Origin of the sequence: Streptomyces avidinii (genome assembly GCF_045161815.1) — a bacterium.
Classification (GTDB): domain Bacteria; phylum Actinomycetota; class Actinomycetes; order Streptomycetales; family Streptomycetaceae; genus Streptomyces; species Streptomyces avidinii.
This window is the reverse complement of record NZ_CP108863.1, coordinates 5,044,546-5,060,647: the sequence shown is the minus strand read 5'-3', so window position 1 is coordinate 5,060,647 and position 16,102 is coordinate 5,044,546. Positions and strand designations below refer to the sequence as shown.

The window sequence follows — 16,102 nt, the reverse complement described above, 5'->3', positions numbered from 1 at the left end:
TGGTTGGAGGACCCGATGCTCTCGAAAGCCCTGTTGCGCCTGGGCGCAAGCGCCGCCCGCCATCCCTGGCGGGTGATCGCGGCATGGCTGATCGCCGCCACGCTCGCCGTCCTCGCCGCCGTCGCCTTCGGCGGGCGGACCGCGGACTCGATGACCGCTCCGGGACTGGACTCCCGACGGGCTGCGGAACTGATCGAGCGGGCCGGCACCGGCCAGGAGGGGATGACCGCCCAAGTGGTCGTCACCCCCCTCGACGGCGCTGTGACGTTCTTCGAACACGACAGCGCGCGCACCGCTCTCACGCGGCTGCAGGCCGAGGTGAAGCGGCTGCCGCACGTGCTCGGCACGAGCGACCCGGCGGGGGCGCTCGCCGCAGGCGGGGACACCGCCGTGCGCGGCGGCCTCGTTTCGGCCGACGGGCGGATCGCAGTCGTCCGGGTGCAGTACCCCGACCAGAGCCGGCTGTCGGCCGAAGACCTCGACGCCCTCGTCGATCTCGGCGACCGGCTGCGCGCCGAGCTGCCGCTGCGCATCGAGATGGGCGGGAACCTCTTCTACGCCTTCTCCGACCCCGACGGCGGCGCAAGCGAGCTGATCGGCCTCCTCGCCGCAGCCGCGATCCTTTTCCTGGCGTTCGGTTCGCTCGTCGCCGCCGCGCTGCCGATCGGCATGGCGGTCTTCGGGCTGACCGTCGGGGTCGCCACGATGACGGTACTGGCGGGGTTCACGGACGTCCCCACCTTCGCACCGGTCCTGGGCAGCATGGTCGGGCTCGGAGTGGGCATCGACTACGCGCTGTTCGTGCTCGCCAGGCACCGGGAGTACCTCGCGCGCGGGCTCGATCCCCACGAGGCGGCCGGACGAGCGGTGGCCACGGCGGGGCGGCCGGTGGTCTTCGCCGGCGGAACCGTCGTCGTGTCGATCCTCGGCCTGGCGGTCGCGAACGTGCCGTTCATGACGGTGGGCGGGCTCGCCGTATCGATCGTCGTCCTGACCATGGTGCTCGCGTCGGTGACGCTGCTGCCGGCCTTCCTCGGCGCCGCCGGCCCGCGCCTGGCCCGGGCCGGCCGGATCGGCCGGGCTCTGCAGACCGGGAAGCCGGGCCGACTCGCACGGCAGCGGGACACGGTGGCGGGCGCCGCTCCCGCCGCCGGGTGGCGTCGCTGGATCGGGCACGTCAGCCGGCACCCGGTGCTGTACGCGATCGGCGCGGCGGGGCTGCTGCTGACCGCGACGCTGCCCGTGCTCGGCCTGCGCGTCGGCCTGCCCGACGACGGCTCACTGCCCCACAGCCGTACCGAGCGCCGGGCCTACGACCTCGTCGCCGAGGGGTTCGGCCCGGGCACCAACGGTCCCCTCGTCATCGCCGCGGACCCCGCCGGTGATCCGGGAGTGCTGGACCGACTCGTCGCAACGGTCGCGGCGGATCCGGGCATCGCATCCGTCGCGCCGACGCACATCGATCGGGCCACAGGCATCGCGACCCTCGTGGTGTTCCCGACCACCAGCCCTCAGGACAAGGCCACGGCCGACACCATCGCCCGGCTGCGCACCGGCGTGCTGCCCACGGCGATCGGGCACGGCCCGGCCAGGGCCCACGTCGGCGGCGCCGCCGCAAGCCTGTCCGATGTGGGCCAACGCACCAGCCAACGCCTGCCGGTGATCGTCGCCGCCGTGCTGGCGATGTCGTTCCTGCTGCTGATGCTGGTCTTCCGCTCGATACTCGTACCGCTGAAGGCGGTACTGCTGAATCTGCTGAGCATCGGCGCGGCCTACGGCATCATGGTCGCGGTCTTCCAGTGGGGCTGGGGAGGCGCACTCATCGGGCTGGAAGCGACGGTTCCGATCGTGTCGTTCATCCCGACGTTCCTCTTCGCCATCCTGTTCGGCCTGTCGATGGACTACGAGGTGTTCCTCCTCTCCCGCGTACGCGAGGAGTACCTGCGCACCGGCGACAACGGCACGGCGATCGTTGAGGGCATCTCGGGCACCGCCCGGATCATCACCTCGGCCGCCCTCATCATGGTGGCGGTCTTCCTGTCCTTCGCCGTCGCCGAGGACCCCTCCACCAAAATGTTCGGGCTCGGCCTGGCCACCGCGATCTTCATCGACGCCACGGTCGTACGCATGGTGCTGGTACCGGCGACCATGACACTCCTCGGCCGGACCAACTGGTGGCTGCCGAAGTGGCTGGACCGGATGCTTCCCCGCGGCCCGGTCGGCACCGACGACACCGACGCGGAATCCACGGGTGAGGCCCCGCGTCCACGGCTGGTTGACCGTTGACTCAACTGCTGCCCGCCCTTGGCGTCCGCACCTCAGCGCGTCACCCAGGGGCATATCGAGTCGTGCTCATCGGGTGGTCCTGGTGAGGTCCTTGATCCAGATCACTGCGGGCTGTCCAAAATTGATCACGACTCGATACGCACCCTAGGTCGATTGCCCGATCCCCCCGCCCCTCCTTAGAACGCACGCTGGCCCGATGAGCGGTGGGGGAACGGTACGGGTCCTGCGGGACCGCAATGCGGGGCTCTATCTGTCCGGGGTGGTGGTCTCGGGCTTCGGGACGACCGCGATGTGGCTGGTCGCCGGGGTCTGGGTGAAATCGCTGACCGGCTCGGACACCCTCGCGGCGCTGACCGTGTTCGCCCTGTGGGCGCCGGTGCTCGCCGGGCCCGCGCTGGGGGCGCTCGCCGACCGGCTGCCCCGCCGGCCGCTGCTGGTCGGCGTCGGCCTGCTGATGGCCGCGCTGCTGCCCGTCCTGCTCCTGCTCGACTCCGCGGACCGGGTGTGGCTGCTGTTCGCCGTCCTCCTCGTGTACGGGGTCTGCGGCGCCCTCCACGACGCGGCGGAGGCGGCCCTGGTGCCGCAGGCCGTCGACGTCCGGCTCCTCGGGGACTTCAACGGGCTGCGGCTGACGGCCAACGAGGGCATGAAGCTCCTCGCGCCGCCGGTGGGCGCGGCCCTGTTCGCCCGGTTCGGCGGGGCGTCGGTGGCTCTGCTCGACGCGGTGACGTTCGCCCTGGCCGCGGGAATCTTCGCGCTCCTGCGGGTCCGCGGGGAGCCGCGGGGGCGGACCGCGGACACGGGCACGCGCGGCTGCACGGTCACGCGCGGCTTCCCCCGGGTGCGGGAGGGGGCGCGGCAGCTGTGGGGATCACCCGTGCTGCGGCCGCTGGTGGCGGGCGGCGCCGCCGTGATGCTCCTGGCCGGTCTGAACGGCGCGGTGATCTACGCCGTCGCCGACGACGTGCTGGGGCACGCTCCCACCTACGTGGGGGTGTTGTACGCGGTGCAGGGCGCGGGCTCGGTCCTCACCGGGCTCGCGGCGGGCCCGCTGCTGCGGCGGATGCCCGAGCGGCTGTTCGCGGCCGCGGGCACGGCCCTGTTCGCGCTGGGAGTCGCGGGCCGGGCGCTGCCCTACGACGCGGTGGCGCTGGTGTGCAGTGCGGTGATCGGGGCGGGGCTGCCGTGCGTGCTGATCGCCGCGCTGACGGCGGTGCAGCGCGAGGTCCCGAACGCGGCGCTGGGCCGCGCGGCGGCCACGGCCAACACCCTGATCTTCGTACCGAACGCGCTGGCCCTGGCGCTGGGGGCCGCCCTGGTGGCCTTCGTGGACGTACGGGTGCTGCTGCCGGTGCTGACGGTCGCTGGACTGACGGTGGCGCTGCTCCTCGCGGCCCGGGCCGGGGCCGGCGCCGCGGCCGTGACCGGGGCGCGGGCCGGGCGGGGGTGACGGTACGGGCCGCCGTGGGGGTGGCCGTAGGGCGTGGCCGTTCGGGGGATGGGCCACGCCCTACGGCGGCGGGCTCAGGCTCCCGGCCCGGCCCACAGGCCGTCCGCCGTGAGCCCGAGCAGGTCGATCGCGTTGCCGCGCACGATGCGGTCCACCACGTCCGGCGACAGGTGGCCCATCTGCGCCTCGCCGACCTCGCGGGACTTGGGCCAGGTCGAGTCGGAGTGCGGGTAGTCCGTCTCGTAGAGGACGTTGGCGACGCCGATCGAGTCGAGGTTCTTCAGACCGAAGGCGTCGTCGAAGAAGCAGCCGAAGACGTGCTCGGCGAAGAGCTCCGACGGCGGGCGCAGCACCTTGTCCGCGACCCCGCCCCAGCCGCGGTTCTCCTCCCAGACCACGTTCGCGCGCTCGAGGATGTACGGGATCCAGCCGATCTGACCCTCCGCGTACATGATCTTCAGGTTGGGGAAGCGCTCGAACTTGCCGCTCATCAGCCAGTCGACCATCGAGAAGCAGCAGTTGGCGAAGGTGATGGTGGAGCCCACCGCCGGCGGTGCGTCCGCCGAGGTGGACGGCATGCGGGAGGAGGAGCCGATGTGCATGGCGATGACCGTGCCGGTCTCGTTGCACGCCTCCAGGAAGGGGTCCCACTCGTCCGTGTGAATGGAGGGCAGGCCCAGGTGCGGGGGTATCTCGGAGAAGGCGACCGCGCGCACACCGCGCGCGGCGTTGCGGCGGACCTCGGCGGCGGCCAGGCGGGCGTCCCAGAGCGGGATCAGGGTGAGGGGGATCAGCCGGCCGCGGGCGTCCGGGCCGCACCACTCCTCCACCATCCAGTCGTTGTAGGCCCGAACGCCGAGGAGCCCCAGCTCGCGGTCCTTGGCCTCGGTGAAGGTCTGGCCGCAGAAGCGGGGAAAGGTCGGGAAGCAGAGGGCCGACTGGACGTGGTTGACGTCCATGTCCGCGAGGCGGTCGGGAACCGAGAAGGACCCCGGGCGCATCTGCTCGTAGGTGATGACTTCCAGTTTGATCTCGTCGCGGTCGTACCCGACAGCCGTGTCGAGCCGGGTGAGCGGCCGGTGCAGATCCTCGTACACCCACCAGTCGCCGATCGGGCCGTCGTCGCCCTTCGCCCCCATGACGGGGGCGAACTTGCCGCCGAGGAAGGTCATTTCCTTCAACGGGGCGCGGACGACGCGGGGGCCGATGTCGTGGTACTTGGACGGGAGCCGGTCCCGCCAGACGTGGGGGGGCTCAACCGTGTGGTCGTCCACCGAGATGATCTTCGGGAAGGTCTCCATGGCTCATACGGTAGCGCTGATCTGACGAACCGTCAGCTAGTTGGCCGGTGATCGGTCAAGGACGGGCTGACGTCCACGCGCGAGACAGGGCAGACTGACCACTACACCGAACGGAAGGCAGGGGGACGACAGATGGACGGCGTACCGGCCATCCCGAGCCCGCGGAAACACCCCGGGGCCCCTACGGCTGCCCCCGCGCCCCGCTCCGGGACAGGTACGGCCGGAACCGGTGCAGACACGGCGGCGGCGGGCAAGGCAGGGCCGACCGGGAGCGCCACGGGCACGACCGGCGCGGGCAGGTCCGGCACGGGCACAGCCGGCACGGGCAGGTCCGGCGCGGACACGACCCGCACGGACACGACCCGCACAGCCACGGCCACGACCCGCACGGGCACGACCGGCACGGGCACAGCCGCCACGGGCATGCCCCGCACGGGCTCGGCCGGCCCCGGCAGAGCCGGCACGGGCGACGCCCTCGCCGAGTCCGGGCCGCGGGCGGCGGGCTCCGCCGCGGCCACCGCCGCGGCTCCCGCAGGCGCCCGCGCCGGAGCGACCGCCACCACCGCAGACGCCGTGGGCACCGGCGCGGGCAGCGGCCCCGGCGAGTCGCGTTTCGCCGTCCTCGGCCCCGTCCGCGCCTGGCGCGGCGCCGAGGTCCTGCCCTCCGGCACCCCCCAGCAGCGCGCCCTGCTCGCCGTACTCCTGCTGCGCGACGGCCGCACCGCCACCGCGCCCGAGCTCATCGACGCCATCTGGGGCGAGGACCCGCCGCAGCAGGCCCTCGCCACGATCCGTACGTACGCCTCCCGCCTGCGCAAGGTCGTCGCCCCCGGGCTGCTCGTCACCGAGTCCGGCGGCTACGCCATCCGGCTGCGCTCCGCCGCCACCCTCGACCTCGGCGTAGCCCGCAGCCTCGCCGCCGACGCCGAGACGGCCCGCGCCGCCGGTGACCGCGCCCTCGCCCGTACGCTCCTCGCCCGCGCCCTCGACCTCTGGGAGGGCGAACCCCTCGCCGGGGTCCCCGGCCCGCATGCCGAGACCGAGCGCATCCGGCTCGCCGAATGGCGCCTCCAGCTGCTGGAGACCCGCCTCGACCTCGACCTGGAGGTCGGCCAGCACGCCGAGGCCGTCTCCGAGCTCACCGCCCTCACCGCCGCCCACCCGCTGCGCGAACGCCTGCGCGAGCTGCTGATGCTCGCCCTCTACCGCAGCGGCCGGCAGGCCGAGGCCCTCGCCGTCTACGCCGACACCCGCCGCCTCCTCGCCGACGAGCTCGGCGTGGACCCGCGCCCCGAACTGGCCGCGCTCCAGCAGCGCATCCTGAACGCCGACGCCGATCTCGCCCGCGCGGAGGACCCGGCCCCGGCCGCCGCGACCGTTCACGTGAGGCCCGCCCAATTGCCTGCGACCGTCCCCGACTTCACCGGCCGCTCCAGCTTCGTCGCCGAGCTCGGCGCCATCCTCGGCGGCGGCGCCCAGGACCAGGTCATGGCCGTCTCCGCGCTCGCCGGCATCGGCGGCGTCGGCAAGACCACCCTCGCCGTCCACGTGGCCCACGCCGCCCGCCCGCTCTTCCCCGACGGCCAGCTCTACGTCGACCTCCAGGGCACCGAGGCCCGCCCCGCCGAACCGGAGGCCGTCCTCGGCTCCTTCCTGCGCGCCCTCGGGACCCCCGACACGGCCATCCCCGACTCCTCCGCCGAGCGGGCCGCGCTCTACCGCTCCACCCTCGACGGCCGCCGCGTCCTGGTCCTCCTCGACAACGCCCGCGACGCCGCCCAGGTCCGCCCGCTGCTGCCGGGCACCGCCGGCTGCGCCGCCCTCGTCACGAGCCGGGTCCGCATGGCGGGCCTCGCCGGGGCCCATCTCGTCGACCTCGACGTGATGAGCCCCGAGGAGGCCCTCCAGCTGTTCACCCGCATCGTCGGCGACGAGCGGGTGCGCGCCGAACGCCAGGCCGCCCTCGACGTCGTCGGCGCCTGCGGCTTCCTGCCGCTCGCCATCCGCATCGCCGCCTCCCGGCTCGCCGCGCGCCGCACCTGGACCGTCTCCGTCCTGGCCGCCAAGCTCGCAGACGAACGCCGCCGCCTCGACGAGCTCCAGGCCGGCGACCTCGCCGTCAAGGCCACCTTCGAGCTGGGCTACGGCCAGCTGGAGCCCGCCCAGCAGCGCGCGTTCCGCCTCCTCGGCCTCGCCGACGGCCCCGACATCTCGCTGTCCGCGGCAGCCGCCGTACTGGACCTGCCCGAGTACGACACCGAGGACCTCCTCGAAGCCTTGGTCGACTGCTCCCTGCTCGAATCCGCCGCCCCCGGCCGCTACCGCTTCCACGACCTCGTACGGCTCTACGCGCGTGCCTGCGCCGAGCGCGACGAGCAGCCGCCGAGCGGGCGCGAGGCGGTCCTGGACCGGCTGCTGGACTTCTACCTGGCCACCGCCTCCGGGGTCTACGCCCTGGAACGCCCCGGCGACCGGCTGCCCGCGCATCTGTCCGACACCCACTACCCCGGGCTGGTCTTCGCCGAACCGCGGGCCGCCCTGGACTGGCTGTACGCCGAGGCCGACCCGCTGCTGGCGTGCGTACGGCAGGCCGCCGCGCGGGGCGGCGAGACGCTGGTCCTGCGCCGGGCCGTGGACCTGCTGTGGGCGGCGAAGGACCTGGCGGAGTCGGGGGCCAACTCCCGGCAGTACGAGTCGGCCGCAGTCGCCCTGCGCGATGCGGGCCAGGCCGCCAAGGACCCGTACGCCGAGGGCCGCGCCCGCACCACCCTCACCAACGTCCACCTGGTCGCGGGCCGCTTCGCCGAGGCCGACGACGAGGCCGCCCGGGCCACCGTGCTCGCCCGCGAGGCCGGCGACCCGCTGCCCATGTGCTGGGCGCCCAACGACCGCGGGATCATCGCGCTCTACGAGGGCCGGCACGCGGACGGCGAGCGCTACCTGCTGGAGGCCATCGAGTGCTTCCGCGCCGACGGCAACAACGTCGGCGAGGCCAGCGCCCTGTGCAACCTCTCCCGCATCCACGTGGAACTGGGCCGCCTGCCCAGCGCCATAGACCTCGCCCAGCAGGGCATCGCCATCTACGACCGGATGGGGCTCAGCCTGCGGCTGGCCAACGGCCGTTACGCGCTGGGCATCGCCCTCACCCAGGCCGGACGGCTCGGCGAGGCCCTCGCGCAGCTCGCCGAGGCGCTGTCGCTGTTCCACGAGAACCGCCAGCCGCTGTGGGAGGGCGTGACCCACTTCCGCCTCGCCGAGGCTCATCTGGCGGCGCGCCGGCCCACGCTGGCCGCCTCGCACGCCGAGCAGGCCATCGCGCTGCGCGGCATCGGCGGCGAGTGGCGGCGGGCGACGGTGCTGACGGTGCTCGGCAAGGCGCTGCGGCGGCTGGGGCAGACGGACCGGGCACGGGCCTGCTGGCGGGACGCGGAGACCGTGTTCAAGCAGCTGAGGTCGACCGAACTGGGCGAGGTACAGGCCCTGCTGGCGGCGGAGATCGCGGCCTGAGCTGCGGGGACGCCGGTTGAACGCGGCGTTCATCGTTCGTTTATCGCCGTCCGACACGATAAGTGCATCGACCCGGCGCGTCGGGGGGCGCTCGGGCCGGTTGGTGGACTACCCGTTCGGCGGTCATCGGGGGAATCGCCGAACGGGCCCAGCCCTACCCACCCATCAGGAGAACCGATGACGACGAACGAGAACCTCAAGCCGCTCGACAACCACGCCTCGGGCGTCGAGATCGAGACTCTGGACAACCACGCCTCGGGCATCGAGATCAAGCCGCTCGAGAAGGAGCCGGCTCCGGCCGGCGGCACCACCACCACGGACGAAGAGATCCAGACGCTGGACAACCACGCGTCCGGCCCGCGTCCGTAGCACGCGCACGACGTACGGGGGGGCTCCACGGGGGACCACGGGGGGGGGATCCACGGGGGGACAACGGGGGGCAACGGGGGAACGGCGGTCGCGGTGGCCCGGAGGGGGAGCCACCGCGACCGCCGCACGCGTGCGCCCGGTCCCCGGAGTCCGGCGGCGGCATAGTCTGGGGGTGTGTTCTCCTCCCACGGGCCGAGCGTCCGCGAACTGGCAGTGCAGGGCCTCTCCTCGGTGGAGCGGGGCTACGACCTCCTCGCGCCGAAGTTCGACCACACCCCCTTCCGCACCCCGGACCGGATGCTCGATGCCGTCGAGGAGACCCTCGCCCAGGTGGAGGGCGGTTTCGACGCCGGCCTGGACGTGTGCTGCGGCACGGGCGCGGGGATCGACATGCTGCGCCGCCTGTGCCGCGACCGGATCACCGGGGTGGACCTGAGCGCGGGCATGCTCGCGGAGGCCGGGCGCGCGCACGCGGACGATGACCGCGTGGACTTCGTACGGGCCGACGCGCGGACCCTGCCGCCGGCCCTCGCGCAGACCTACGACCTGGCGGTCAGCTTCGGCGCCTTCGGCCACTTCCTCCCCGCGGAGCGCCCCGCGCTCTTCTCGGGCATCCACGCCGCCCTGCGCGAGGGCGGCGTCCTCGCCTTCCCGATCGGCGCCCCGCTCCCGCTCGGCTCAACGTTGTGGTGGGCGACGACGGGCTTCGACGCGGCGATGCGGGTGCGCAACGCGCTCTGGCGTCCCCCCTTCGTCATGTACTACCGCACCTTCCCCCTGGGCCCGGTCCGCGAGGACCTCCGAGCGGCCGGCTTCACGGTGGAGACCGTCCCGCTGGAGCACTTCGGACGGCAGTCCGACGGCGCCCCGCGCTGGCGGCTGGTCCTGGCCCGCCGCACCTGAGGCTCCGCGTCCGCCGGGAGGCTCGGCGGAACGGCTGCGTCACCATCGGGACACCGGGCACAATCCGTGAGGAACCGTCAGGGAGCCTGCGCACCAACCTCACTCCATGGAGCAGCCGGTGTCGTCACAGGAAATGCTCATCACGCTCACTCCGCAGCAGGCGACCTACGGTGTGATCCTCCCCGTGGAGCTGCCGACCGGCACGGTCCGCCTGCGCATACCGTCCTGCCGGCACGGCGATCTCGTCCGGGTCCGCGTCGGCGGCGAGGAGGTCCTGCTGCGCATCCATGTGACCGGGGCGGGCGCTGCCTGGATCGCGGGGGCCGGCGGAATCACGCCGCCGGCCGCGGCCGCGGCCACGTCCGCGTTCCCGGCCGGGACGGGTGCGACGCAGCCCGCGCCGGCTGCGCGGCCCCCGCAGACGGGCGGCGGCCGCGGCGGCCTGGTGGCGCTCGGCGTCGCCGCGGCGCTGGTCCTCGGCTTCTTCCTGCTGAGCGACGGCGACGACGACGGCCGTGACGGCAAGGCCTCCGCCGAGGCCACGCCCACCTGGTCGTCGTCCTGGACTCCCTCGCCCTCCCCCTACGGATCCCCCGACGACTCCCCCTCGTCCGGGTCGTCGGCCCCCGGCGCAGCCGCAACCCCGTACAGCCCCGAGGCGATCGCCGAGCCGAGCCCCGAGCCCAGCCCGTTCGACCGGGGCACCTGCCTCAACGGACAGCTGCCGGACTCGACGACGCCGCGCAGCGTCAGTGGCGTCTCGGAGGTGCCCTGCTCCGCGTCCGACGCGCACTACCGGGTGATCGAGAGCATCCCCGGCACCGCGGACCTGTACAGCTGCAACGACAACCCCGAGACCCAGTACGCCTTCTCCTACCGCTACATGCGCGGCTCCACCGTCCTCAACCAGTACGTGTACTGCCTGGTCGGCATCGGCTCGTACGCCCGCTGAGCCGGGGCCGGCGCCGCGGCGGGCCGCCCGGGCTCAGTGGACGCGCAGTTCGCGTTTGAGGATCTTGCCGCTCGCGTTGCGGGGGAGTTCCGTCACGAACTCCACGGCGCGCGGGACCTTGTAGTTGGCCATCTCACGGCGGGACCAGGCGATCAGGTCGTCGGCGGTCAGGGTGGAGCCGGGGCGGCGGACCGCGTAGGCCTTGCCGACCTCGCCCAGGCGCGGGTCCGGGATGCCGATCACCGCGACGTCCGCGATGTCCGGGTGGAGGCCGAGGAGTTGCTCGATCTCGGCGGGGTAGGCGTTGAAGCCGCCGACGATGAACATGTCCTTGATCCGGTCGGTGATGCGCAGGTTGCCGTCCCCGTCCAGGACCCCCACGTCACCGGTGTGCAGCCAGCCGTCCGGGGTGATCGCCCGGGCGGTCTCCTCGGGGTCCTCGAAGTAGCCCTGCATGACGTGGTAGCCGCGGACCACGATCTCGCCCGGCTGCCCGGCCGGCTGCGGACGCCCGTCCGCGTCCCGGATCTCCACCTCCGTGTCCGGGACGGCCCGGCCGGAGGTCGAGGCGATGGTCTCCGCGGGGTCGCCCCGGCGGCACATGGTGACGATCCCGCTGGACTCCGAGAGCCCGTACGCCGTGAGGACGACTCCGATGTGCAGCTCGCCGCGCAGCCGCTCGACGAGCCGGAGCGGGACGACGGCCGCGCCGGTGACGACCAGGCGCAGGGCGGACAGGTCGTGGTGGCCGCGTTGCGGGTGGTCGAGGAGCGACTGGTGGAGGGTGGGCGGCCCGGGGAGTACGGAGATCCGCTCGGCGGCGACGTTGGCGAGGACGGTGTCCACGTTGAACACGGGCTGCGGGACCATCGTGGCCCCGCGCATCAGGCAGGCGAGGATCCCGGCCTTGTAGCCGAAGGTGTGGAAGAAGGGGTTCACGATCAGATAGCGGTCGCCCTCGCGCAGTCCGGCGAGCTCGCTCCACACGTCGTAGCAGCGCAGGGACTGGGCGTGGGTGATGACGGCGCCCTTGGGGCTGCCGGTGGTGCCGGAGGTGAAGATGATGTCGGAGGGGTCCTCGGGGCGGATGGCCCCGGCGCGCTCGCGGACCGCCGCGGCCGGTACGCCGTCCCCGCCCGCGAGGAAGTCCTTCCAGGTGCGGAAGGAGTCGGGGGCGTCGTCGGAGAGGACGACGACCTGTTCCAGGTGCGGAAGTCCCGGCAGTGGGCCGGCCCCCGGGCCCTCGGCGGCCGCGCGGCGCAGGGAGGCGACGTAGGAGGTGCCGAGGAAGGTGCCGGTGACGAAGAGCAGCCGGGCCCGGCTGCGCTGCAGGACGTACGCGGCCTCCGCGCCCTTGAAACGGGTGTTGAGGGGGACGAGCACCGCGCCCGCGGAGACGGCACCGAGGGCGGAGACGATCCACTCCAGGGTGTTGGGGGCCCAGACGGCGACCCGGTCACCGGGCTCGATGCCGGCGGCGAGGCAGGCGGCGGCGGCCCGCTCGACGCGTTCGCCGAGCTGCGTGTAACTGATCCGGGCGCGGCCGTCGACGACGGCCTCCCGCTCGGCGTACTGTGCCGCTGCCGCCCGGACGAGCCCGGCGATGCTGCCCCAGCGGAGATCCCCGCGGAGGTCTCCGCGCTGGTCCCCGCGCAGGTCTCCGCCTACGTTCTCGCGCCCGTGGTCGACCATGCGTGCCACCTTCCCGCAGACCCAGTAGCTGACTATCCGTCAGATTAGCTGTAGCCTTCGCGGCTGTCAGTACTGGCGCACCCCGGAGGTGGCGATGGCGGCAACGCTCAAGGACGCGACGGCGATAGTCGGCATCGGGCAGACCGCCTTTGCCAAACAACTGCCCCAGTCCGAAAAGGAGTTGGCCTGCCGGGCCATCCTGGCTGCCCTCGCCGACGCCGGCATCGAGCCGTCCGAGGTCGACGCCTTCGCCTCCTACACCATGGAGGAGACCGACGAGGTCGAGGTCGCCAAGGCCATCGGCGCCGGCGACGTCACCTTCTTCTCCAAGATCGGCTACGGCGGCGGCGGTTCCTGCGCCACCGTCGGCCACCTCGCCTCCGCCGTCGCCACCGGTCAGGCCACCGTCGGCGTCGCCTGGCGCTCCCGCAAGCGCGGCTCGGGCCCCCGCCCCTGGAAGAACACCGCCGTCCAGCTGCCCACCCCCGGCCAGTGGACCAGACCCTTCGGCCTGCTGCGCCCCGCCGACGAGATCGGCATGCTCGCCCGCCGCTACATGCACGAGTACGGCGCCACCCGCGACCACCTCTTCAACGTCGCCATGGCCTGCCGAAACCGGGCCAACGCCAACCCGGCGGCGATGATGTACGAGCGCCCGCTGACCCGCGAGATGTACATGACCTCCCGCATGATCAGCGACCCGCTCTGCCTCTTCGACAACTGCCTGGAGACCGACGGGGCACTGGCCTGCGTGATCGTCTCCGCCGAGCGCGCCCGCGACTGCCGCCACAAGCCCGTCTACGTGCACTCCGTCGCCCAGGGCCTGCCCGCCCAGCACCACGGCATGGTCAACTACTGGAACGACGACCCCCTGTCCGGCCCCGCCTGGACCGCCGCCCGCCACCTGTGGAAGCAGGCCGACTTCGGGCCCCAGGACGTGGACGTCGCCCAGATCTACGACGCCTTCACCCCGCTGATCCCGCTCTCGCTGGAGGGCTACGGCTTCTGCGGACGCGGCGAGGGCGCCGCCTTCACCGAGGGAGGCGCCCTGGAGATGGGCGGCCGGCTCCCCCTGAACACCGGGGGCGGCGGCCTGTCCGAGGCGTACGTGCACGGCTTCAACCTGATCAACGAGGGCGTCAAGCAGCTGCGCGGCGTCTCCACCTCCCAGGTGCCCGACGCCGCGACCTGCCTGGTGACCGCCGGCGAGGGCGTACCGACGTCCGCGATCCTGCTGAGGAGCTGACCCCGATGACCACCGCACCCGAAGCCGCCGCCGAGGCCGCGGCCGAGCTGCTCCTGCCCGTCCCCGACGAGGACGGCGCCCCCTTCTGGGAGTACGCCGCCCGCGGCGAGCTCCGCGTCCAGGCCTGCGCCGCCTGCGGCCGGCTGCGCTTCCCGCCCCGCCCCTGCTGCCCGCACTGCCGGTCCTTCGACAGCGAGTGGCGCCGGATGAGCGGCCGCGGCCGCATCTGGTCCTACGTACGGCCGCACCCGCCGCTGCTTCCCGCGTACGCCGCCCAGGCCCCGTACAACGTGATCCTCGTGGAGCTCGCCGACGCCCCGCACATCCGGCTCGCCGGAAACCTGGTGACCTCGGCCGACGCCCCGCTCGACTCGGTGGACCCGGCCCGGCTGCGCATCGGCGCCCGCGTCCAGGTCGTCTTCACCGAGACGGGCGGCATGGCCGTGCCCCGCTGGATCCTGGAGAAGTCATGACCGTCCGGGTGGAACGGGACAAGGCGACCGGGGTCGCGGTCGTCACCCTCGACCGGGAACACCGCCACAACGCCATCGACCTGGCGACCGCAGCAGAACTGAGCGCGGTGTGGCGGGAGTTCCGGTTCGCCGACGAGGTACGGGCGGTGGTGCTGACGGGCGCCGGACCGGCCGCCTTCTGCACCGGCATCGACCGCGGCGTGGACGTGCCGCAGCCCGCCTCGCCGTACTCGGCGGACGACCCGCTGATCGCCATCGGCCCCAAGGCGGGCGACCTGTGGAAGCCGGTCGTCGCCGCCGTCAACGGCATGGCCTGCGGCGGGGCCTTCTACCTGCTGGGCGAGGCGGAGTTCCTGATCGCCTCCGAGACCGCGACCTTCTTCGACCCGCACACCACCTACGGGATGGTCAGCGCCTACGAGGCCGTCTACATGGCGCAGCGCATGCCCTTCGGCGAGGCCGCCCGGATGTCCCTCATGGGCACCGCCGAACGGCTCTCCGCGCACCGGGCCCACGAGATCGGCCTCGTCTCGGAACTGGCCGCGCCCGAGGGGCTGCTCCCGGCGGCCCTACGGGCGGCGGAGACCCTGGCCGGCTTCCCGACGGAGGCCGTGCAGGGCACCGTACGGGCCCTGTGGTCGGCGAAGCAGGCGTCGCTCCAGCAGGCCCTGGCGCAGGCCCCGGCGCTGATCGCGCTGGGGAACCTGGCGCCGCAGCGGCAGGCGGAGCTCTTCGGCGCGCGGCGGCCCGGTACGGAGTTCAGGCTGCGCTGACGGGCCCGGCGGCGGGCCTCAGGATTCGCGCGGCCGGTCGAGCCGGCACGTCTTGACCTCGGTCGCGCGCGCGGGCTCCTTGAGCGGAACGCTGATCACGCGGCTCTCGCGCGCGCCCAGGGTCTCCTTGACGACGGTCGACTCGACGGTGGCGCCGTTCGCGCCCTCCCGGTGCAGGTTCACCACGAAGGTCGCCCTGCGGTCCACGTTCGAGGTGAGCCTGACCGTGGTGACCGGCGAGCTGCCGACGCAGGTGACCACGACCGCCGTGGCCGGGGAACCGGTCGCACTCGCCGAGGGCGACGCGGTGGCCGTGCTCCTGCTGCCGTTGCCCTTCTTCTTGCTCTTGGAGCTGGAGCACCCGCCACCGCTGCTGCCGCTCTTGCTCTTGCTCTTTCCGCTGCTGCCGCTGCTGCTGCTCCCGCCGTGCGACGAGAAACCGGTCAGTGCGAACACGACCGCCACCAGCACCGCGGTAAACCTGATACGACGCCCAGCCACCATGGCCCGAAACCTCTCCCCCGTGGACAACGGCGGGTCACGCTACCAGGCACCGCGCACGCCGTCAGGGCTCCTGGCGTGCGGGCCGCAGGGGCCGGGCGTAGCGTCGGGACCGAGACCCCTGCACCGGAGGGCCGGGCATGATCCGCAACGCACTCGGCTCCCTGATGGGTCTGATCGGAGCGGCGGCCGCCGTCTGGAGCCCCTTCCGTGCCTGGTACGACGGCCGTCTCGGACGCGACTACCGCGTCCAGGAGCTCTTCACCGCGACCGGGATCACCGATCACCGGGCCACCCTGCTGGGCTCGATCCTGCTCCCGTACCTCTTCGCCGCCGTCCTCACCCTGTGCGCGGTCCTGCTCCGCTCGCGGCTGCTCATGGCGCTGGCCGGGATCATCGTCCTCGGCTTCAGCATCCTGTGGACGGTCCGCCAGGGCCAGGCCGCCGGGAGCCTCACCGTCGGCGGCGACGGCCGGGGCCTCGGTGACGGCCTCGCGAACGCCTTCGGCGCGGGCGCCCTGATCCTCCTGGGCGCAGCGGTCATGCGCGGCCGCCCCACCCACCGCCCCCACCCGCTCCCCCCGCCCACACCCCCGACGGCACCGGACGCCTACGGTTCGTAGCCCGGACATGGCGGCGGCCCCGGCCC

Annotated in this window: 13 protein-coding genes; 10 read left to right on the top strand and 3 right to left on the bottom strand. The window is 73.4% G+C overall.

Going from position 1 to position 16,102, the window contains the following annotated elements:
- Positions 1 to 15 precede the first annotated feature (15 nt).
- Together OG373_RS22735 and OG373_RS22730 are read left to right on the top strand one after the other, a co-directional pair.
- A complete protein-coding gene (locus OG373_RS22735; protein WP_405439958.1) occupies positions 16 to 2,286 on the top strand; it encodes an MMPL family transporter in 2,271 nt (756 codons plus the stop codon).
- Between the two features lie 196 nt (positions 2,287 to 2,482).
- Entirely contained in the window at positions 2,483 to 3,736 is a 1,254-nt protein-coding gene (locus tag OG373_RS22730; protein ID WP_405439957.1) for an MFS transporter, read from the top strand.
- A 74-nt stretch (positions 3,737 to 3,810) separates the two neighbouring features.
- On the opposite strand, the gene OG373_RS22725 is transcribed toward OG373_RS22730, so the two are convergent.
- Entirely contained in the window at positions 3,811 to 5,037 is a 1,227-nt protein-coding gene (locus tag OG373_RS22725) for an amidohydrolase family protein (RefSeq protein WP_397739644.1), read from the bottom strand.
- A 423-nt stretch (positions 5,038 to 5,460) separates the two neighbouring features.
- Between OG373_RS22725 and OG373_RS22720 the strand changes: the two genes are divergently transcribed.
- The 4 genes from OG373_RS22720 (at position 5,461) to OG373_RS22705 (ending at position 10,768) form a co-directional block, all read left to right on the top strand.
- Positions 5,461 to 8,544: a BTAD domain-containing putative transcriptional regulator gene (locus OG373_RS22720; RefSeq protein WP_405439956.1), complete on the top strand. Its 3,084-nt coding sequence runs from the start codon at positions 5,461 to 5,463 to the stop codon at positions 8,542 to 8,544.
- Between the two features lie 177 nt (positions 8,545 to 8,721).
- Positions 8,722 to 8,913, top strand: coding sequence for a hypothetical protein (locus OG373_RS22715; protein ID WP_397739642.1), 192 nt, complete (start codon positions 8,722 to 8,724; stop codon positions 8,911 to 8,913).
- Between the two features lie 174 nt (positions 8,914 to 9,087).
- The gene (locus OG373_RS22710) at positions 9,088 to 9,816 is read left to right on the top strand and encodes a class I SAM-dependent methyltransferase (protein ID WP_405439955.1); all 729 of its coding nucleotides are present in this window, start codon (positions 9,088 to 9,090) and stop codon (positions 9,814 to 9,816) included.
- Positions 9,817 to 9,934: 118 nt separating this feature from the next.
- Positions 9,935 to 10,768, top strand: a complete 834-nt coding sequence (locus OG373_RS22705) for a hypothetical protein (RefSeq protein ID WP_405439954.1) — start codon at positions 9,935 to 9,937, stop codon at positions 10,766 to 10,768.
- Between the two features lie 33 nt (positions 10,769 to 10,801).
- Here the strand turns inward: OG373_RS22705 and OG373_RS22700 are convergent, their stop codons facing one another.
- The gene (locus OG373_RS22700; protein ID WP_405439953.1) at positions 10,802 to 12,460 is read right to left on the bottom strand and encodes a FadD3 family acyl-CoA ligase; all 1,659 of its coding nucleotides are present in this window, start codon (positions 12,458 to 12,460) and stop codon (positions 10,802 to 10,804) included.
- Positions 12,461 to 12,554: 94 nt separating this feature from the next.
- On the opposite strand from OG373_RS22700, the gene OG373_RS22695 reads away from it, so the two are divergent.
- Genes OG373_RS22695 through OG373_RS22685 form a run of 3 tightly spaced genes read left to right on the top strand, consistent with a single transcriptional unit; the run spans position 12,555 to position 14,952 of the window.
- On the top strand, positions 12,555 to 13,706 hold the full coding sequence (locus tag OG373_RS22695) for a lipid-transfer protein (protein WP_030390089.1): 1,152 nt from the start codon (positions 12,555 to 12,557) through the stop codon (positions 13,704 to 13,706).
- 5 nt (positions 13,707 to 13,711) lie between these two features.
- The gene (locus tag OG373_RS22690; protein WP_397739634.1) at positions 13,712 to 14,179 is read left to right on the top strand and encodes a Zn-ribbon domain-containing OB-fold protein; all 468 of its coding nucleotides are present in this window, start codon (positions 13,712 to 13,714) and stop codon (positions 14,177 to 14,179) included.
- A complete protein-coding gene (locus tag OG373_RS22685; RefSeq protein WP_405439952.1) occupies positions 14,176 to 14,952 on the top strand; it encodes an enoyl-CoA hydratase/isomerase family protein in 777 nt (258 codons plus the stop codon). Before OG373_RS22690 ends, OG373_RS22685 begins: the two co-directional genes overlap by 4 nt.
- 18 nt (positions 14,953 to 14,970) lie before the next feature.
- On the opposite strand, the gene OG373_RS22680 is transcribed toward OG373_RS22685, so the two are convergent.
- Positions 14,971 to 15,408, bottom strand: coding sequence for a hypothetical protein (locus OG373_RS22680; protein ID WP_405439951.1), 438 nt, complete (start codon positions 15,406 to 15,408; stop codon positions 14,971 to 14,973).
- 185 nt (positions 15,409 to 15,593) lie between these two features.
- On the opposite strand from OG373_RS22680, the gene OG373_RS22675 reads away from it, so the two are divergent.
- Positions 15,594 to 16,076: a hypothetical protein gene (locus tag OG373_RS22675; RefSeq protein ID WP_405439950.1), complete on the top strand. Its 483-nt coding sequence runs from the start codon at positions 15,594 to 15,596 to the stop codon at positions 16,074 to 16,076.
- Positions 16,077 to 16,102: the final 26 nt, after the last annotated feature.